This is a genomic window from Pseudomonas sp. UC 17F4 (assembly GCF_900101695.1).
In the GTDB taxonomy this organism is placed as follows: domain Bacteria; phylum Pseudomonadota; class Gammaproteobacteria; order Pseudomonadales; family Pseudomonadaceae; genus Aquipseudomonas.
On record NZ_FNKV01000001.1, the window covers coordinates 2,346,915 to 2,365,410 of the forward strand.

Genomic DNA, 18,496 nt, shown 5'->3' on the forward strand with positions numbered 1-18,496 from the left:
TTAAATTTAGCACGCAAGTCATTAGCGCACTTACTGCCAGCGCAGCTCGCTTTGCAGCGCCAGGTCCCATGGCGGGATCGGGCTGAAGCGGCTCTTGAGGAATTCGAGCAGCAAACGGCTGCGAGAGTTCGTTTCATGTTCCAGGCGCAGGGCATAGATGCCGCTGCTTTCGGCGCTGGGCAATCCGTTGTCACAGAATAGCGGCAGCAATTCGCCGCGCAGCAGGTACTCGCTGATCAGCCAGGTGGGCAGGTGGGCGATGCCCAGGCCGGCGAGGGCGCCGAACAGCAGGGTTTCGGCATTGTTGGCACTCATGCGCATGCGCGTCGGGCGGTACAGGCGCATCTGCCCCTCGACCGCGAAGCGCCAGGCGAAGGGCGGGGCCAGGCCGTCCCAGTCCAGGCCATCGTGTTCAGGCAGTTCAGCCGGGCAGGCCGGAATGCCGCGCTGGGCCAGATAGCTGGGGCTGGCGCAGGCAATGCGCACCATATAGGCCAGCGGCGTGGCCACCAGGCGAGTGTCGGCCAGCGGGCCGGCGCGCAGTACCAGGTCGACTTCGCCCAGGTGTGCGCCGTGCAGGTCGACGAAGCTGTCGATCAGGCGCAGTTGTACGTCCAGGCCGGGATAGGCAACGAGGAAATCGGCGATGGCCGGGGCCAGGTGGCGGCGGCCGAAGGCGGCCGGGGCGTCGATGCGAATCAGGCCTTCCGGGGCATTGCTCAGCGACACCGCTTCAGCCCGGGCCAGGCGCAGTTCTTCGACAATTCGCCGGGCGCGCTCGGCAAAGGCATTGCCCGCCGGCGTCGGCCTTAGCGCATGGGTACTGCGCACGAACAGGCGGCTGCCGACTGCGCTTTCCAGGCTGTCGATACGCCGTGCCACCGCCGAAGGCGTCAACGGATGACGCCTGGCAGTAGCGGAGAAGCTGCCGGTTTCCAGCACATCGAGAAACAGGCTGAGTTGTTCGGTCAGGGCGTCGGGGTTCATGGCGGCAGATCTGCTTTTGCGTATATGGCACAGCCATTGTGCGTTGCTGTGCGTTTCCCCGCTAGCGCCAGCTCGGTAGCATGCAGCGCTTGGCACTTAAGAGAGACAGCAATGATCGAGTGGGTGATGTACATAGCGCTGGGCGCGGCACTGGGCACCGTGGGCGGGTTGTTCGGCATTGGCGGCGGGCTGATCGCGATTCCGGCGCTGGGGGTGCTGTTCGGCCTCGACCAGCAACTGGCCCAGGGCACGGCGTTGGTGATGGTGGTGCCCAACGTGCTGCTGGCACTGTGGCGGTATCACCAGCGCAATCGCATTGAGCTCAGGCATGCGCTGCCTCTTGCGGCGAGCAGCTTTGTGTTTGCCTGGCTGGGTTCGATCTGGGCGGTGGGCGTCGATGCCCAGGCGATGCGCTTTGGCTTCGTGCTGTTTCTGGTGGCGCTGGCGGCCTGGAACCTGGCGCGGATGTTCATGCGCACGGCGCAACCGTCCAGCGAGCTGCGTCAACCCTGGCCGTGGCTGGGTGTGCTGGGCAGCGGCGCCGGGGTGCTGGGCGGCTTGTTCGGGGTCGGCGGGGCGGTGGTGGCAACGCCGGTGCTGACCAGCGTGTTCGGCACCACCCAGGTGGTTGCCCAGGGTTTGTCGCTGGCGTTGGCGGCCCCGAGCACGGCCGTTACCTTGCTGACTTACGGCCTGCATCAACATGTGCAGTGGAGCATGGGCATCCCGCTGGCGGTCGGTGGCTTGCTGAGCATCAGTTGGGGTGTGAAACTGGCTCACGCCCTGCCGGAAAAAGTCCTGCGTTCGCTGTTCTGCGGTTTTCTGGTGCTGTGCGCGGTAATGCTCGCGTTCAAGATCTGAAGCCCTCGATGATGTAGTCGGCCAGGCAGTCTGTCATTTCCGACTGCGTGGTGCGATTGCGCAGCAGCATGATGCTGGCGGTGGGCAGTGGGGGCAGGCCTTCGGCCTCGCCGATGATCTGCAAGTCGCTGGTGATCAGGCTCTGCAATTGCGCGGTGACCGCCAGGCCGGCGCTGACCACGGCCATGATCGCCGCGGTGCTGGCGCTGGTGTAGGCGATCCGGTACTCCTTCTCGATGGCATCCAGGGCGTTGCAGGCCCAGGTCCGGCAGTAACAATCGCAGTTGAACATCGCCAGCGGCAGCGGGTTGTGCTCATGCGGGCAGAAGCCCTGGGCCTGCACCCACACTGCGCGCTCGCGGCGCAGCAACTGGCCGATCTCGTTGCCCGGCTCACGGGTAACGATGGTCAGGTCGAGGTCCTGGCGTTGCATCAACTGCCTCGAGCTTTCGCAGTGCACCTCGACCTGCACCAGCGGATAGGCCTGGGCAAAACTTGAGAGGATGCCTGGCAAAAAGCGCATGGCGTAGTCGTCCGGGGTGCCGATGCGCACCACACCGACCATGTGCGGCATGCGCAGGGTATTGAACACCTCGCCGTGCAGCTTGAGGATCCGCCGGGCATAGCCCAGCAGCACCTGGCCCTCGGCGGTCAGGCGCACCTGGCGGCCATCGCGCTCGAACAGCTGGCGCTGGATGATGTCCTCCTCCAGGCGTTTCATCTGCATGCTCACCGCCGACTGGGTACGGTTGACCACTTCGCCGGCACGGGTGAAGCCGCCGTGCTCGGCGATGGCGACAAAGGTGCGCAGTACGTCGGAATCGATACTCTGGTACTGGGACAAGGCATCAATCTCCTAGATGTATTACATAAGAAACATTCGTTGGATTGATCTTATGCCCGAGCTGACACTGTCGTCATCCCAACAGGAGGGTAAGACGATGAAAGGTCAGAAATCGCTTGTTCTGCAGTACTCAACGTCCCAGCACAGCTGGATCTACCAGCTCGCCCAAGGGGCGGCCCAGCAACTGCTGCGTTGGCGCCAACTGCGCCGTGAGCGCCGCGAACTGGCGCGCCTGAGTGACGCGGCGCTGGACGATATCGGCTTGAGCCGCGCCGATATCCTGCGCGAGGTGGAGCGCCCGTTCTGGGATGATCCGCTGAAAAAATGAGTCGCGTCATGGCGGTGCCACGACTAGTGTAAGTGGGCTTGTTCACAAGGAGCCGGGCATGCCCACCACACAGTCGCTTTCCCTGGCCCAGGCGCGCCGCCTGGCGTTATCGGCTCAAGGCTTCAACAATCGGCAGGCGAGCCCGTCGCTCGGTGCCGCGCAACTTAGCCGGATGATCGAACGCCTGGGTGTGGTGCAGATCGATTCGGTCAACGCCCTGGTGCGTTCGCACTACCTTCCGCTGTTTTCCCGCCTCGGCAGTTATCCACAGGCGCTGCTCGATCAGCTGGCCTGGGGGCGCAACCGTCAACGCAAACTCTTCGAATACTGGGGGCATGAGGCCTCGCTGTTGCCGCTGCAGCTGTATCCACTGCTGCGCTGGCGCATGGAGCGTGCGCGCCAGGGGCAGGGGATCTATCAACAGCTGGCGCGTTTTGGCCGCGAGCAGCAAGCGACCATTGCCCGGGTGCTGGCGGCGGTGACCGAGCACGGCGCCCTCGGCGCTGGCAGCCTGTCGACCCGCCAGGAGCGCGCCGGGCCCTGGTGGGACTGGAGCGCGGAGAAGCACGCGCTGGAATGGCTGTTTGCCGCAGGGTTGGTCAATGTCGCCGGCAGGCGCGGGTTCGAGCGCTTGTATGATTTGCCCGAGCGGGTACTGCCGGCTGCATTGCTTGAGCAACCACCACTGCCGGAGGCCGACGCTCAGCGTGGGCTTTTATTGCATGCCGCACAGGCGCTGGGCGTGGCCACCGAGAAGGACCTGCGCGACTACTTTCGCCTGGCCCCCGGCGACAGCCGCGCACGCCTGGCCGAACTGGTCGAGGAGGGGCAATTGCAAGCCTGTGCGGTACAGGGCTGGACGCAAGCGGCGTATTGCCTGGAGGCGCCAAAGGTGCCGCGCAAAGTGAGCAGCAGCGCCTTGCTTTCACCCTTTGACTCGCTGGTCTGGGCGCGTGAGCGCACCGAGCGGCTGTTTGACTTTCGTTACCGCCTGGAGATCTACACGCCGGCGCCCAAGCGCGTGTACGGCTATTACGTGTTGCCGTTTTTGCACAACGAACGGATTGCCGCGCGGGTCGACCTGCGCGCCGAGCGTGCCAATGACTGCCTGGCAATCCACGCGGTGCACGAAGAGCAGCCGGGGCTGGATGACGCGGGCATGCAGGCCCTGGCCGACAACCTGCAGCGCATGGCCAGTTGGCTGGGCCTGGCCGAGGTGCAGTTGCACTGCCCGCGCGCCAGCGCCGCACGCTTGCGCGTGGCGCTGGCCGCTGGCCGCGTTAGCGACGCACTTGCTTGAGGGTTTCGGCGATCAGGAACGCCAGCTCCAGCGACTGATCGGCATTCATTCGCGGGTCGCAATGGGTGTGGTAGCGGTCGCAGAGGGCGTCTTCGGTGATGGGGCGTGCGCCGCCAATGCATTCGGTGACGTTCTGCCCGGTCATCTCGATATGGATACCACCGGCATGGCTGCCTTCGGCCTGGTGCACCTGGAAGAACTGCTTGACCTCGCTGAGGATCTGGGCGAAATCGCGGGTCTTGTAGCCGCTGCTGGCCTTGATGGTGTTGCCGTGCATCGGGTCGGAACTCCACAGCACCTGGCGGCCTTCGCGCTCGACGCTGCGAATCAGCGCCGGCAGGTGTTCGCCGACCTTGTCGGCGCCCATGCGCACGATCAGGTTGAGGCGGCCGGGGTCGTTGCTGGGGTTGAGCACGTCGATCAGGCGGATCAGCTCTTCGGTGTTCATGCTTGGCCCGACCTTGACCCCGATCGGGTTGTTCACCCCGCGCAGGAACTCGACGTGGGCGCCATCGAGCTGACGGGTGCGATCGCCGATCCAGAGCATGTGCGCCGAGCAGTCATAGTAGTCGTTGGTCAGGCTGTCGCGGCGTACAAAGGCCTCTTCGTAGTTCAGCAGCAGCGCTTCGTGGGCGGTGAAGAAGCTGGTTTCCCGCAGCTGTGGCGAGCTGTCCAGGCCGCAGGCGCGCATGAATGCCAGGGTTTCGTCGATGCGGTCGGCCAGCTGGCTGTATTTTTCTGCCAGCGCCGAGTTGGCGATGAAGTCCAGGTTCCACTTGTGCACCTGATGCAGGTCGGCGAAGCCGCCCTGGGCAAAGGCGCGCAACAGGTTGAGGCTGGCGGTGGACTGGTGGTAGGCCTGCAGCAGGCGCTCCGGATCGGGGATCCGGCTTTCTTCGTCGAAACCGATGCCGTTGACGATGTCGCCACGGTAGGCCGGCAGGGTGACGCCGCCAATGGTCTCGTCGCCCGCCGAGCGCGGCTTGGCGAATTGCCCGGCCATGCGCCCGATCTTGACCACCGGGCAGCCGGCGGCGAAGGTCATGACAATGGCCATTTGCAACAGGACCTTGAAGGTGTCGCGAATCTTGGCTGCGGAAAACTCGGCGAAGCTTTCGGCGCAATCACCGCCCTGGAGCAGGAAGGCCCGGCCCTGGGTGACTTCGGCAAACTGGCGGCGCAGCTCCCGCGCTTCACCAGCGAACACCAGCGGCGGATAGCTGGCCAGGGTCTGCTCGACCTTGAGCAGATGGGCAGCATCGGGGTAGCTTGGTTGCTGCTGGATCGGCAGGGCGCGCCAGCTGTCAGGACTCCAGGGGTGGTTCATTGCGGGCTCGATCTGTTCGGAAAGGGGCTGTCTGCCATGTTAACAGGTGGCGCATGCCTTGTTGCACTGGCGCTATTGACAGACAATGGCGGTTTTTGCGCGATACGGCGGCGTCTGCCGGGAGACAGCATGACAGTGGAACGGGTAGAGCGACTGCTGGCCCAGGTGCAGGACCAGTACGGCACCATCAGCGTGCTGGAAGTTGACGACTATCGCTTTCTCGAATTTGGCGAGGCGATCGAGCAGAGTTGCGTGTTCACCGCCGACCCGAGCTGGCTGGAGTACGACTACACCCGTGCCATGCTGATCGGCGCGCTGGCTCACGCCGAGCCCGAGAGCGCGTTGTTCCTGGGGCTCGGTGCCGGCACCCTGACCCAGGCCTGCCTGAAGTTCCTGCCGCTGGAAGACGTCGAAGCCATCGAGTTGCGCCCGGATGTACCGCGCCTGGCCATCGAGTACATGGGCCTGGATGACGACCCGCGCCTGTACATTCGTATCGGCGATGCCATGGAGCTGCTGGAGACGGCCGAATCCGCCGACCTGATCTTCGTCGACCTCTACACCGACCACGGCCCGGGGGTCGCGCACCTGGCCTGGAGTTTTCTGGAAAACTGCCAGAAACGCCTGAACCCTGGTGGCTGGCTGGTGATCAACCAGTGGGCCAGCGACGACGGCAAGCCGTTGGGTGCGGCGCTGCTGCGCGGCCTTTATCATCGGCATTACTGGGAATTGCCGGTGAAGGAGGGCAATGTGATCCTCATGGTCCCGGCTGACCTCGACCAGCAGCTCGATCTGCCGGGCCTGACCGCGCGGGCCGAGGCGCTGGCGCCGCAACTGGGCTACTCGTTGCAACCGCTGATCGGTGCGATTCGCCCGGCGTCCTGAGGCGCGTCACTGTGTCACTGGCGGAAAATCGATTCAGCCGCCAGTGTCGTCCACTTTCCGGGCCCGCCGTTACGTGGCCTGGCGCTGGTGTGTTTCATGAAAAAAATCTCCCGTGAATGGCGAATTCAGGTATAGTACGCGCCGGTCTTTCACCGGACCTCGTTTAAGGTGTGCAATTCCCCGAAGCCAGCTTCGGCTGCGCGTCCGCACTGCGGACTCTCCTTGACGTTCCTTTTTTTCTTCAATCGTTTTCGCAAATCCCCGCCGACAAAGCTGCCAGGGTGACCTTCGGGTCTTACAAGGCATGTGCAGCTTTGGAGCATGGGTCTTTGCGGATGCACTTAGAGGCAGACCCATGACCCAGGAAACCGGCGGCTTCGCCGCTCTCGAACTTCATCCGAGCATTGTTGCTGCAGTGCTGGCTACCGGCTACGAAGAGCCGTCCGCCATTCAGCAGCAATCGATCCCGATTATTCTCGCTGGTCACGACATGATCGGTCAGGCGCAGACCGGCACCGGTAAAACCGCTGCCTTCGCTCTGCCAATCCTGCACCGCATCGACCCGAGCAAGCGCGAGCCGCAAGCCCTGATCCTGGCGCCAACCCGTGAGTTGGCGCTGCAAGTAGCCACCGCTTTTGAAACCTACGCCAAGCAAATGCCGGGCGTAACCGTGGTGGCCGTATACGGTGGTGCCCCGATGGGCCCACAACTGAAAGCTATCCGTAACGGCGCGCAAATCGTCGTTGCTACCCCGGGCCGTCTCTGCGACCACCTGCGTCGCGACGAGAAAGTCCTGGCAACCGTCAACCACCTGGTGCTCGACGAAGCCGACGAAATGCTCAAGCTGGGCTTCATGGATGACCTCGAAGTGATCTTCAAGGCCATGCCGGAAAGCCGTCAGACCGTACTGTTCTCGGCCACTCTGCCTGCATCCATCCGTGCCATCGCCGAGCGCCACCTGCGCGAGCCGAAGCACGTCAAGATCCAGAGCAAGACCCAGACCGTTACCGCTATCGAACAAGCCCACCTGATGGTCCACGCCGACCAGAAGGTTTCTGCTGTCCTGCGTTTGCTGGAAGTGGAAGAGTTCGACGCGCTGATCGCCTTCGTGCGTACCAAGCAAGCCACCCTGGACCTGGCCAGCGCCCTCGAAGCCAAAGGCTACAAAGCCGCTGCGCTGAACGGTGACATTGCCCAGAACCAGCGTGAGCGCGTCATCGACTCGCTCAAAGATGGCCGCCTGGACATCGTCGTCGCTACCGACGTCGCTGCCCGTGGTCTGGACGTACCGCGCATCACTCACGTGTTCAACGTCGACATGCCGTACGACCCGGAGTCCTACGTTCACCGTATCGGCCGTACCGGCCGTGCCGGTCGCGAAGGCCGTGCGCTGCTGCTGGTTACCCCGCGCGAGCGTCGCATGCTGCAGGTGATCGAGCGTGTTACCGGTCAGAAGGTTGCTGAAGTTCGCCTGCCGAACGCCCAGGCCGTTCTCGATGCGCGCATCAAGAAGCTGACCAACAGCCTGGCGCCGCTGGTTGCTGACGCCGAGTCGACCCACGGTGATCTGCTTGACCGCCTGACCGCCGACATCGGTTGCAGCCCGCGTGCCCTGGCCGCTGCCCTGCTGCGCAAGGCTACCAACGGTCAGGCCCTGACCCTTGAAGCGGTCGAGAAAGAGCAGCCGCTGGTTCCGACCTACACTCCGCGTGAGCGCACTGGCGATCGTCCAGAGCGTGGCGAGCGTGAGCGTCGTGCACCCATGCCGCTGGGCGAAGGTCGTGCGCGTTGCCGTACCGCGCTGGGCGCGCGTGACGGTATCGCCGCCAAGAACCTGCTGGGCGCGATCCTCAACGAAGGCGGCCTGGCCCGCGAAGCGATCGGCCGCATCCAGGTGCGCGACAGCTTCAGCCTGGTCGAGCTGCCGGAGGAAGGTCTGGAGCGTCTGCTGACCAAGCTCAAGGACACTCGTGTTGCCGGCAAGCAGCTGAAGCTGCGCCGCTACCGCGAAGACTGATCCGCGAGCGATAAAAAAATCCCCGACTGGTTCGGGGATTTTTTTTGCCTGTACGAGGTGATGTGTTGGCTTGACCCGCGATCGGTCGCAATCCAGCGACAGGATCAATCGAACCGGTAAATATCCATCCCCAGCGCCCCCAGCGTAAACCCCTGATGGGCAATCCCGAATCGCCCGCCCGCACCCCGGGCGAAATACAGCGGCAACAGGTGCTCATCACTGGGATGATTGCGCACGGCAAACGGCGCCTGCTGGCGGTAGTCGTGCAAGGCGGGGGTGTCATCGGCTACCAGCTTGTCGATTATCCAGTCGCGAAACGCCAGGGCCCAGGGCTCGACGCTTTCGGGTCCAGCCTGCCAGTCGAGCTCGCGCAGGTTGTGGGTAATGCTCCCCGAGCCAATCAGCAGGATGTTGTCCTCGCGCAATTGCGCCAGCGCCTTGCCCACCTGCTCCTGCAGCTGCGGGCCCATCTGACTTGGTAGAGACACCTGTACTACGGGGATGTCGGCTGCCGGGTACATCAACGACAGCGGCACCCACACGCCATGATCAAACGGGCGCTTGGGGTCGAGGCGCGCGGCTAGCCCGGCATCGCCCAACAGGCCGATCAAGCGCTCGGCCAGTGCCGGCTCGCCAGGAGCGGGGTACTGAACGGCATACAGGGCGGCAGGAAAGCCACCGAAGTCATGCCAGGTTTCTGGTTGCGGGTGGCTGCTGACCCACAGCTCGCGGCTCTCCCAGTGCGCCGAGACCACCACGATGGCTTTGGGCCGCGGTAGCTCTGCGGCCAGGCGCGTCAGGGCCGGGCCGCTGGCACCGGGCTCGAGGGCGAGCATGGGCGAGCCGTGAGAAATAAACAGGCTGGGCAGCATGGAGAGGGTCCTGGCGGTTAAGATGGGCCCATCTTCCGGCAGATCATTGATCTGATTCCAATATAAGTTTTCGCATAATCTGATCGAATAATTCGAGGTATGCCATGCAGGCAGAGTTCTGGCACAAGCGTTGGGCAGACAACCAGATCGGCTTTCACCAGCGCCAGGTCAACGGCGACCTGCAACAGTACTGGCCCAGCCTGGGCCTGGCGCCCGGCAGCAAGGTCCTGGTGCCGTTGTGTGGCAAAAGCCTCGACCTGGCCTGGCTGGCCGGGCAGGGCCATCAGGTGCTCGGCATCGAGCTGTCCCAGCGGGCGGTGGAGGATTTCTTCAACGAACAGCGGTTGACGCCCGAAGTCGGCCAGCGGGGCGCGTTCAAGACCTATCGCAGTGGCAACCTGCAGCTGTGGTGTGGTGATTTCTTCGCCCTGAGCGCCGAGGATATCGCCGACTGCACCGCGCTGTATGACCGGGCCGCAGTGATTGCCTTGCCGCCTGCGTTGCGCCAGCGCTATGCCGCGCTGCTCAGTGGCTATCTGGGGTCCGGGTGTCGGGGGCTGTTGATCACCATGGATTACGACCAGGCCCTGCTGCCGGGCCCGCCCTTTGCGGTGGTTGATGCCCAGGTGCGGCAACTGTTCGCTGACTGGCAGCCGCATGAGCTTGAGGCGCGGGATATTCTCGCCGAGAGCCCGAAGTTCGTTCAGGCCGGGGTGCCGATGCTATTTGAGCGGGTGTACCGCCTGCAGCGCTGAAATGTAAAAGGGCGACCGAAGTCGCCCTTTTTTATTGCTGCTACCGATCAGCCGCGACGGCGCAGGGCTTCGATGCGCTCTTCCAGCGGCGGGTGGCTCATCAGCAGGCCGGCCAGGCCCTGCTTGAGGCCGCCGTTGATGCCGAAGGCGTTGAGGGTGTCGGGCATGTGCACCGGCACACCTTGTTCCGAGCGCAGGCGCTGCAGGGCGCCGATCATCGCGTTGGTGCCGGCCAGGCGGGCGCCGGCTTCGTCGGCGCGGAACTCGCGTTTGCGCGAGAACCACATGACGATGATGCTGGCCAGGATGCCCAGTACCAGTTCGGCGACGATGGTCGCGATGTAGTAGGCGATACCCTGGCCTTCTTCGTTCTTGAAGATCACCTTGTCGACGAAGTTGCCGATGATGCGGGCAAAGAACATCACGAAGGTGTTGACCACGCCTTGCACGAGGGCAAGGGTGACCATGTCGCCGTTGGCCACGTGGCCGATCTCGTGAGCCAGTACGGCGCGCACTTCATCGGGCGAGAAGCGCTCGAGCAGGCCCTGGCTGACCGCTACTAGGGCGTCGTTGCGGTTCCAGCCGGTGGCGAAGGCGTTGGCCTCGTAGGCCGGAAAGATACCCACTTCGGGCATCTTGATGCCGGCTTCGCGGGACAGTTCCTCGACGGTCTGCAGCAGCCATTGTTCGTGGCGGGTGCGCGGTTGGCTGATGATCTGGGTGCCGGTGCTCATCTTCGCCATCCACTTGGAGATGAACAGCGAGATCAGCGAGCCGGCAAAACCGAACACCGCGCAGAAAATCAGCAGCTGGTCGAGTTTGAGGTCAACCCCGTTGGCCGCCATGAACCCGTTGAAGCCAAACAGGCTCAGGGTAATGCTGGCAATCAGCACAACCGCGAGGTTGGTGGCCACAAACAGTAAGATGCGCATCATGGTTGTTACGTTCTCCTGACGGATAAAAGTGTCACGTATGCGGGGTATATAAGGTGCGCGCTGCAGTGATTCAACCGGGCGACTATTTCAAACTGTGTACTTGCCTTTATTACAGACGAATTCCAGCAACCCGCACGCCAGAGCGGCGGGTGATGTAAGGGCTGAATGCTGGGTCTGAAAGGTCTGCGCCGAGGGCGGCGCAGACGTTTCCATATGCGCAGTAGGTTACTGCTGATATGTCTTCAGGAAGTTTCCGATGCGGCCAATGGCCTGCTCGAGGTCGTCGACCCGTGGCAGGGTCACGACGCGGAAGTGATCCGGCCACGGCCAGTTGAAGGCAGTGCCCTGGACGATCAGCAGCTTTTCCGACAGCAGCAGGTCGAGGACGAACTTCTCGTCGTTGTGGATCGGGCAGACTTTCGCGTCGATGCGCGGGAACGCATACAGCGCGCCCATCGGCTTGACGCAGCTGACCCCGGGGATGCTGTTGAGCAGCTCCCAGGTGCGGTTGCGCTGCTCAAGCAGGCGGCCTTGTGGCAGTACCAGGTCGTTGATGCTCTGGTAGCCGCCCAGGGCGGTCTGGATCGCGTGCTGGCTCGGCACGTTGGCACACAGGCGCATGTTGGCCAGCATGTCGATGCCTTCGATGTAGCTCATGGCGTGATGCTTGGGCCCGGAGATGGCCAGCCAGCCGGAGCGGAAGCCCGCCACCCGGTAGGACTTGGACAGGCCGTTGAAGGTCAGGCAGAGCAGGTCCGGGGCCAGCGAGGCGGTGCTGATGTGCACGGCTTCGTCGTAGAGGATCTTGTCGTAGATCTCGTCGGAGAACACCACCAGGTTGTGCTGGCGGGCCAGCTCGAGCATGCCCAGCAGCAGTTCGCGCGAGTACACCGCGCCGGTCGGGTTGTTCGGGTTGATGATCACCAGGGCCTTGGTGTTGGAGGTGATCTTGGCCTTGATGTCGTCCAGGTCCGGGAACCAGTCGGCCTGCTCGTCGCACAGGTAGTGCACCGGGTTGCCGCCGGCCAGGCTCACCGCGGCGGTCCACAGCGGGTAGTCCGGGGCCGGGATCAGCACTTCGTCGCCATTGTTGAGCAGCGCCTGCATCGACATCACGATCAGCTCGGAGACGCCGTTGCCCAGGTAGATGTCTTCGATACCGACACCTTCTACCTGTTTTTGCTGGTAGTACTGCATCACCGCCTTGCGTGCGCTGAACAGGCCCTTGGAGTCGCTGTAGCCCTGGGCGGTCGGCAGGTTGCGGATCACATCCTGGAGGATCTCGTCCGGCGCCTCGAAACCAAAGGGCGCCGGGTTGCCGATGTTCAGCTTGAGGATGCGATGGCCTTCCTCTTCCAGGCGTTTGGCGTGCTTGAGCACCGGGCCGCGAATGTCATAGCAGACATTGGCGAGCTTGTTCGATTTGCTGACCTGCATGATGTGATCCCGATTAGAAAAGATCGCCGCGCATTGCGCTGTGAAAACGTTTGAAATGCGTATGACGCGGGTGCCAGACTGATGTCTGATGAGGCGCAATAATATACGTGCCGCCCGCCCTGTGGAAAAGCCATGGCGCGGGGTTTTTGGACAGATGAGGCCTGATGATGGAAAAACTCGCGAAAACCCTTGAAGAATGGCGCGCCATGCTCGACCCCGAGCAGTACAACGTGTGCCGCCTGAAGGGCACCGAGCGGCCGTTCAGCGGCAAATACAACGGCACCAAGACCGACGGCGTCTACCATTGCATCTGCTGCAACGAGCCGCTGTTCGATTCGAGCAGCAAATTTGATTCCGGGTGCGGCTGGCCTAGCTTCTATGAGCCGATTGCCGACAGCGCGATGATCGAAATTCGCGATACCTCCCACGGCATGATTCGTACCGAAGTCACCTGCGCCAAGTGCGACGCCCACCTGGGCCACGTATTTCCCGACGGTCCGCCGCCGACCGGGCTACGCTACTGCATCAACTCGGTCTGCCTGGACCTGGTGCCACGCTGACAAAGGAGCAAGGTCATGGCCGACGCAATGCTGAAGATTCCCTGCATTACCCTGACCGGTGAGCAAAAAGCCCTGGCCGATTACCCGGCCAAGGCAGTACTGGTGGTCAACACCGCCAGCCAGTGCGGATTTACCCCGCAATACAAGGGCCTGGAGCAGCTCTGGCAACGTTACCGCGAGCAGGGGCTGGTGGTGCTGGGCTTTCCCTGCAACCAGTTCGGCAAGCAGGAGCCGGGCGATGCGAGCGAGATTGCGCAGTTCTGCGAGCTCAAGTTTGGGGTCAGCTTCCCGTTGTTTCGCAAAATCGAAGTCAACGGCGCCGGAGCCCATCCGCTGTTTATCGAGCTGAAAAAGCGCGCCCCGGGGCTGTTCGGCTCCGAAGGCATCAAGTGGAACTTCACCAAGTTCCTGCTCGACCCGGCCACCGGCAAGGTCACCCGCTATGCTCCGAGCACCAAGCCGGACGCCTTGGCCGGTTCGATCGAGAAACTGCTCAGGTAGCCGTCAACGGCACCCAGTGATCGATCAGCGCCAGCAATTCCTCGCGGCGAAACGGCTTGGCCAGGTAGTCGCTCATCCCCGCAGCCCGGCAGCGCTCGCGCTCTTCGGGCATGGCGTTGGCGGTCAGGGCGACGATCGGCAGGTCTGGCCAGCGCCCGCTCTGGCGGATCCGCCGACTGGCTTCATAGCCGTCCATCACCGGCATGTTGCAGTCCATCAGCACCAGGTCGAAGGGTGACTGCTCCAGCTGTTCGAGGGCGTCGGCGCCATGGGCGGCGACGCTGACCTCACAGCCGAGCTTGGCCAGCATACCCTTGGCCACCAACTGGTTCACCGGGTTGTCCTCGACCAGCAGGATGCGTGCACGGCGTTCGCTGTGCGAGGCGCCGCCAAGCGGTGACTGGTTGATGTGGTCGGCGCCGTGCAGGGTGCGCCGCAGTGTCTGATACAGGGCGTTGCGGGCCAGCGGTCGGGCCTGCTGCTGCAAGGGCGCCAGGTGCGCGGCCTGTTCGCCGGGCAGGAAATTGCCATAGGCGGTAACCAGCAGGATTGGCGCACTGATCTGCGGACGCAAACTGAACAGGCAATCCAGGTCGTCGGTGATCAGCAGGTCCGGGGTCGCGTCCTTGAGTTGCTCTGGCGTGTCGTAGCGCTGGTAGTCCAGGCCCCAGCCGGGCAGCAGTGTCTGCAGCAGTTCGGCCAGGCCGCTGCTGGCATTGCTGATGGCCGCAACGCTGCCATGCAAAGGTTGCGCGGGCACCGCCGCGGTATGGCTGGGCAGTGGCAGCTCGGCGCTGAACTGGCTGCCAAAGCCGGCTTCAGAACTGATGCTCAGGCGCCCTTGCATGGCTTCGCAGAGGTTATTGGTCAGCGCCAGGCCCAGGCCGGTACCGCCGTATTGGCGGGTGATACCGGCGCCGGCCTGGGTGAAGGGCTGAAAGATCCGTACCTGGGCTTCGCTGGGGATGCCGATGCCGGTGTCGCAGACATCCAGGCGAACGCCGCCGGCGTAGCTGCAAAGGCGCACATCGACGCGACCAAAGCGAGTGAACTTCAAGGCGTTGGACAGCAGGTTGCTGACAATCTGCCGTACCCGTGTCGGGTCGCCGAGCACCATCGAGGGAAACTGCGGGTCGATCAGGCAGGTCAGCTCGACACTGGGCGCGGCGTTCTGCGACAGCAGGTTGGCGGTGTCTTCGACCAGCGCGCCGAGGTCGAAGGGAATGCGTTCAAGCTCCAGTTGCCCGGCATCGAACTTGGACAGGTCGAGAATATCGTTGAGCAGCTCGACCAGAACCTTGCCCGAGTCGTGGGCAATCGACAGCTGCTGGCGCTGCTCGGCATTGAGCGGGCTGTCCAGTGACAGCGCGATCATCCCCAGCAGGCCATTGAGCGGGGTGCGAATCTCGTGGCTCATGTTGGCCAGAAAGGCCGCGCGTGCCTGGGCCATGTCCAGGGCGCGGCGCCGGGCGTCTTCGAGTTCTTCGTTGGACTGGCTGAGGCGAGTGTTGCTGGCCTTGAGCTCGTTGGTGCGCGCCGAGACGATGTTCTCCAGCTCGTTGAGGTAGTCGGTCAGGCGGTTTTCGGCGTTGCGCCGCTGCTGGATCTCGGTGGCCATGCTGACGAACTGCTGGTTGGCGACCTTGACCAGCACGCCGATTTCGTCCTGCTCGTGGCCGGGTGGAAACGACAGTTTGGACTGCGCCGGGTTGCGCGAATCACTGTTGCTCAGGGCGCTGATCACCCGCACCAGCGGCTGGGTCAGCATGATGTAGAACAGGCCGAGAAGAATCCCGGTCAGGACCAGGCTGCGCACAAAGCCATTGAGCAGGGTGACTTCGGCGCGCTTGAGAAAGCGGCTGCCAAAGGCAAAGGTATCGACGTCCAGGTACAGGGTGCCGAGGTATTCGTCGGGCATATGGCTGAGAAACAGCTGGTCGCGAAACTGGCGCGATTCGCCGAAGAGGAAATCGCTGATCAGCCGGTAGCTGCTTTCCTGGCGTGGGCGCTGAACATCGGCGAGGACGGTGTCGTTGTTGTCGATCAGCCAGGCGCGGGTGATCGCCGGCGATTGCAGCAGGCCGCGGGTCAGTTCCTGGGCCAGTTCGGCATCGATGTTATAGGCGATGCGCGAAGCCGGGTTATGGCTGATTTGCAGCAGCGCCTGCATCTCGCGGTTGATGGAGGCGTCTTCACTGGCATAATCGATACCGATCTGGATGAGACTGAGCAATGTACCCAGGATGAAGCCGACCAGGACCGTCAGCCGGGCTTGCTTGTAGGACAGGCGATTGGTGAACTTGATATCCATGAGTCCCGAGCCAGTTTCACGTTCCGTGCGCTGCGCAAGCATAGCCGATCAGTCCCGGCTGCTGGCACGCCCTGTCACACATTCAGCTGTGCTTTTGTCCTTGCATCTGTCTTGAGGAATTCTTGTGGACTCACGTTTGAATGCTTTTCTGGAGCGCGCCGAAACCGTACTTGCGCGCCTTGAGCCCCTGTTGCCGGCGCCACGCCCGAGCATCGACTGGTCGCAATGCCTGGCTGCGCGCTGGCAGCGCGATGGCCGTAGCGGCTACCTGCTGCCGCTGCAGGTCAGCCTCGACATGCGCCTGTCCGACCTGATCGGCGTCGATCAGCAGCGCGAGCAACTGGGGCGCAACACCCGCCAGTTTCTCGATGGCATGCCGGCCAACCACGCACTGCTGTGGGGCTCGCGCGGTACCGGCAAGTCGTCGCTGGTGCGCGCACTGCTGGCCGAGCATGCCGAAGCCGGCCTGCGCCTGATCGAAATCGAGCGCGATCACCTGGCCGACCTGCCGCGGGTGGTCGAGCAACTGCAGAAACTGCCGCAACGCTTCGTGTTGTTTTGCGATGACCTCTCGTTCGAAGCCGGGGAGGGCGACTACCGGGTGCTCAAGAGCGTACTCGACGGCTCGCTCGAACAGGCGCCGGATAACGTGCTGCTGTATGCCACCTCGAACCGCCGCCACCTGGTGCCGGAAAAACAGAGCGACAACGAAAACTGGAAGATGGTTGACGGCGAGCTGCATCCCAACGAAGCGGTGGAGGACAAAATTGCCCTGTCTGACCGCTTCGGGCTGTGGCTGTCGTTCTACCCCTTCACCCAGGAGCATTTTCTCAACGTGGTCGAGCACTGGATCACCCAGCTGGCGCAGAGCGCTGGCCTGGCCTGGCGCCGCGACGAGGAACTGGACATTCTCGCCGTGCGCTGGGCAACCGGTCGCGGCAACCGTAACGGCCGTTGTGCCTACCAGTTCGCCCGTTACTGGGTGGGACTGAAACTGTTGGAGCAAAAATCATGATCGACCTCAACGCTACCGGCGCCGGCCTCGAAGGCTACGGTCTGCTGGCGGCACAACTGGAAGCCCTGCTGGCCGATGAGCGTGACTTCATCGCCAACGCCGCGCAGTTTTCGGCGTTTCTCTACAGTCAGGTCGAAGACCTGAACTGGGCCGGCTTCTACCTCAACCGCAACGAGCAACTGCTGCTGGGGCCATTCCAGGGGCAGGTGGCCTGCGTGCGCATCCCGTTCGGGCGTGGTGTGTGCGGCGCGGCTGCGGCCAGCCGGGAAACCCAGCGGGTGGAAGATGTGCACGCGTTTCCCGGGCACATTGCCTGCGACAGTGCATCGAACAGCGAGCTGGTGATTCCGCTGGTAAAGGATGGCCGGTTGATTGGCGTGCTGGACCTCGACAGCCCTAAGCTTGCGCGTTTCAGCGAAGTGGATCAGGCGGGGCTGGAGCGTTTGGCGGGGATTTTCCTGCGACTGACCGATTGCTGACGAGCGCTTTGCACTCGATCGCTGGCAAGGCCAGCTCTCACAGGTCTTGTATGTAGCGAACCTTGTGGGAGCCGGCCTTGCCGGCGATGGGTCAATTAGAACTCAGTCGTAGATGACCTTTTTCTTCCAGTCTTCGGTGGTATCGGTCTTCAGGCCTTCGGTCAGGGCGTTGGTTTCGTCCTCGGCCGGTTCCAGCTGGCTCAACACCTGGGCATTGGCGCGGGCCAGCAGCTTCTCCATGTATTCCAGTTGTTCGCGGTAAATCACCGGGTCAGGCTGCTTGCGCAGGTATTGCACGCCACGCTCGAAGGCCAGGCGCGCGTGCCCGGGCTGGTTCTGTTGCAGCGCCTGCTGGCCGAGGTTGTTGAAGAACTCGATGTGCAGCAGCACCAGGATGTGGCGAATTTCCTTGACCCAGTACTTGGCCTCGTTGGTCGGCAGGAAGCCTTCCTGGGCGGCGCGGGTGATCTGGTTGTGCATGCCTTCCAGCAAAAAACGCACATCCTTGGCCCGGGCTTCGGTCTGGATCGGCATCGGCGGGTTGTTCACCGGCAGTGCTTCACCTTTGGCAATCAGCCCTTCGAGTTCGGCGATCCGTGCGCGGATATCGCGGCTGTGCTTGTCCAGGGCCAACTGGCGCTGGTTGAGGTTGAGTTCCAGGCGGGTCAACAGCAACTTGAGGGCCGGGGTCATCAACTGGCCAGGAAAGGTTTCGGTGATTTCGCCACAACGGCGCAAACGTTCGGCCAGCTCGATCTTCAGCCGGGCACGCTCGAGCTTGTTGTTCTCGACCACGTTGTTCAGGTAGCCGATCACGATCAATAACGCGATCCCCGCTACTATAAGCAGGGTGATCAGAAGTGGTGTCACCGTTAACGCCTCATACAGGATGATTTACTGTTTGAGTGTAGTGGCTAAGCTTTTAGCCGGATAGAGCTGTTTGGCGGTTGCCCGGGGGCGATTGATGGCCTTTTGCTGGTAGATCGCCGTGGCTATTGGGCCGAAGGCGGGTAGGGCGTCAGAAAATAATCGTCAAGCCTCAGGCGCGCGTTGCCCTGGCGCAAGGCTGCAAAGCGCCGGGA

17 protein-coding genes and 1 pseudogene are annotated in these 18,496 nt (G+C 63.0%); 10 read left to right on the plus strand and 8 right to left on the minus strand.

Annotation, left to right across the window (positions count from 1 at the left end; translation table 11 throughout):
* Positions 1-30: 30 nt before the first annotated feature.
* Positions 31-987: a LysR family transcriptional regulator gene (locus tag BLR26_RS10890; RefSeq protein WP_093380531.1), complete on the minus strand. Its 957-nt coding sequence runs from the start codon at positions 985-987 to the stop codon at positions 31-33.
* Between the two features lie 111 nt (positions 988-1,098).
* On the opposite strand from BLR26_RS10890, the gene BLR26_RS10895 reads away from it, so the two are divergent.
* Complete coding sequence (locus tag BLR26_RS10895; RefSeq protein ID WP_093380533.1) at positions 1,099-1,848, plus strand: sulfite exporter TauE/SafE family protein; 750 nt, start codon at positions 1,099-1,101, stop codon at positions 1,846-1,848.
* Here BLR26_RS10895 and BLR26_RS10900 read toward each other — a convergent pair.
* Positions 1,838-2,692 (minus strand): LysR family transcriptional regulator, encoded by an 855-nt coding sequence (locus tag BLR26_RS10900; RefSeq protein ID WP_093380535.1) that lies wholly within the window; start codon positions 2,690-2,692, stop codon positions 1,838-1,840. The genes BLR26_RS10895 and BLR26_RS10900 overlap by 11 nt on opposite strands.
* 97 nt (positions 2,693-2,789) lie before the next feature.
* On the opposite strand from BLR26_RS10900, the gene BLR26_RS10905 reads away from it, so the two are divergent.
* Both BLR26_RS10905 and BLR26_RS10910 read left to right on the plus strand, forming a co-directional pair.
* Complete coding sequence (locus BLR26_RS10905) at positions 2,790-3,020, plus strand: DUF1127 domain-containing protein (protein ID WP_093380537.1); 231 nt, start codon at positions 2,790-2,792, stop codon at positions 3,018-3,020.
* A gap of 58 nt (positions 3,021-3,078) precedes the next feature.
* On the plus strand, positions 3,079-4,320 hold the full coding sequence (locus BLR26_RS10910; protein ID WP_093380539.1) for a winged helix-turn-helix domain-containing protein: 1,242 nt from the start codon (positions 3,079-3,081) through the stop codon (positions 4,318-4,320).
* On the opposite strand, the gene BLR26_RS10915 is transcribed toward BLR26_RS10910, so the two are convergent.
* On the minus strand, positions 4,301-5,647 hold the full coding sequence (locus tag BLR26_RS10915; RefSeq protein WP_093380541.1) for a class II 3-deoxy-7-phosphoheptulonate synthase: 1,347 nt from the start codon (positions 5,645-5,647) through the stop codon (positions 4,301-4,303). The genes BLR26_RS10910 and BLR26_RS10915 overlap by 20 nt on opposite strands.
* A gap of 129 nt (positions 5,648-5,776) precedes the next feature.
* Here BLR26_RS10915 and BLR26_RS10920 point away from each other — a divergent pair, with 129 nt between their 5' ends.
* On the plus strand, positions 5,777-6,532 hold the full coding sequence (locus BLR26_RS10920; RefSeq protein WP_045195222.1) for a spermidine synthase: 756 nt from the start codon (positions 5,777-5,779) through the stop codon (positions 6,530-6,532).
* 321 nt (positions 6,533-6,853) lie between these two features.
* Positions 6,854-8,549: pseudogene (locus BLR26_RS10930) on the plus strand (DEAD/DEAH box helicase).
* A gap of 104 nt (positions 8,550-8,653) precedes the next feature.
* Here the strand turns inward: BLR26_RS10930 and BLR26_RS10935 are convergent.
* Positions 8,654-9,421: a DODA-type extradiol aromatic ring-opening family dioxygenase gene (locus BLR26_RS10935; protein WP_093380543.1), complete on the minus strand. Its 768-nt coding sequence runs from the start codon at positions 9,419-9,421 to the stop codon at positions 8,654-8,656.
* A 104-nt stretch (positions 9,422-9,525) separates the two neighbouring features.
* Here BLR26_RS10935 and BLR26_RS10940 point away from each other — a divergent pair, with 104 nt between their 5' ends.
* A complete protein-coding gene (locus BLR26_RS10940) occupies positions 9,526-10,176 on the plus strand; it encodes a thiopurine S-methyltransferase (protein WP_093380546.1) in 651 nt (216 codons plus the stop codon).
* A gap of 47 nt (positions 10,177-10,223) precedes the next feature.
* On the opposite strand, the gene htpX is transcribed toward BLR26_RS10940, so the two are convergent.
* Together htpX and BLR26_RS10950 are read right to left on the minus strand one after the other, a co-directional pair.
* The gene (htpX, locus tag BLR26_RS10945) at positions 10,224-11,111 is read right to left on the minus strand and encodes a protease HtpX (RefSeq protein ID WP_045195215.1); all 888 of its coding nucleotides are present in this window, start codon (positions 11,109-11,111) and stop codon (positions 10,224-10,226) included.
* Between the two features lie 225 nt (positions 11,112-11,336).
* Entirely contained in the window at positions 11,337-12,548 is a 1,212-nt protein-coding gene (locus tag BLR26_RS10950; protein ID WP_093380549.1) for a pyridoxal phosphate-dependent aminotransferase, read from the minus strand.
* Positions 12,549-12,715: 167 nt separating this feature from the next.
* On the opposite strand from BLR26_RS10950, the gene msrB reads away from it, so the two are divergent.
* Positions 12,716-13,108, plus strand: a complete 393-nt coding sequence (msrB, locus tag BLR26_RS10955) for a peptide-methionine (R)-S-oxide reductase MsrB (protein ID WP_045195211.1) — start codon at positions 12,716-12,718, stop codon at positions 13,106-13,108.
* Positions 13,109-13,123: 15 nt separating this feature from the next.
* Entirely contained in the window at positions 13,124-13,609 is a 486-nt protein-coding gene (locus BLR26_RS10960; protein ID WP_045195209.1) for a glutathione peroxidase, read from the plus strand.
* Here BLR26_RS10960 and BLR26_RS10965 read toward each other — a convergent pair.
* Positions 13,602-15,962: a response regulator gene (locus tag BLR26_RS10965; RefSeq protein WP_093380552.1), complete on the minus strand. Its 2,361-nt coding sequence runs from the start codon at positions 15,960-15,962 to the stop codon at positions 13,602-13,604. The two genes, BLR26_RS10960 and BLR26_RS10965, sit on opposite strands and share 8 nt — an antisense overlap.
* Positions 15,963-16,044: 82 nt before the next feature.
* Between BLR26_RS10965 and BLR26_RS10970 the strand changes: the two genes are divergently transcribed.
* Positions 16,045-16,935, plus strand: a complete 891-nt coding sequence (locus tag BLR26_RS10970) for an ATP-binding protein (protein ID WP_045195206.1) — start codon at positions 16,045-16,047, stop codon at positions 16,933-16,935.
* Positions 16,932-17,414, plus strand: a complete 483-nt coding sequence (locus BLR26_RS10975; RefSeq protein WP_093380555.1) for a GAF domain-containing protein — start codon at positions 16,932-16,934, stop codon at positions 17,412-17,414. Before BLR26_RS10970 ends, BLR26_RS10975 begins: the two co-directional genes overlap by 4 nt.
* Before the next feature lie 102 nt (positions 17,415-17,516).
* Here BLR26_RS10975 and BLR26_RS10980 read toward each other — a convergent pair whose 3' ends face one another.
* Positions 17,517-18,284, minus strand: a complete 768-nt coding sequence (locus BLR26_RS10980) for a hypothetical protein (protein WP_045195204.1) — start codon at positions 18,282-18,284, stop codon at positions 17,517-17,519.
* Between the last annotated feature and the right edge of the window lie 212 nt (positions 18,285-18,496).